Origin of the sequence: Halorubrum sp. SP3, from assembly GCF_005435195.1 — an archaeon.
GTDB lineage: Archaea > Halobacteriota > Halobacteria > Halobacteriales > Haloferacaceae > Halorubrum > Halorubrum sodomense.
This window is the reverse complement of sequence record NZ_SGTU01000475.1, coordinates 1-360: the sequence shown is the minus strand read 5'-3', so window position 1 is coordinate 360 and position 360 is coordinate 1. Positions and strand designations below refer to the sequence as shown.

At 56.9% G+C, this 360-nt stretch carries 1 protein-coding gene; it reads left to right on the top strand.

The features are described from left to right. Positions 1-360, top strand: a 360-nt coding sequence (locus tag EXE42_RS19030; protein WP_158293789.1) for a hypothetical protein, incomplete at both ends; no start/stop codon positions are given.

The window sequence follows — 360 nt, the reverse complement described above, 5'->3', positions numbered from 1 at the left end:
GTTTGCTGCCGGGTATATCGATCCGGTCCTCGCCGAGTTTGATCTGGTCAAGATATCCACGGCGTTATCGCAGAAGGATCCAATCCCGAGGGGTAACGCAGTTGCGACAATCGGCTATCTGGCTGAACATGGCTACGGCGGCGCCGTACTTGACACGATTCCACTCTCCGACTTAGCTGCGGAACTGGACGCAGAGGCCGACCATGTCCGTAGGAATGCTGCCGCCTCACTCGCAGATTTGGCCGAAGTCGGCTGTGCGGACGCGGTTATTGCCGCCACAGATCTTGAGATCTTAACAGCCCTATTCGAGGCTTCGGACCCATCTGTGGTTGAGAACGCAATCCTAGCGGTTGGCCATCT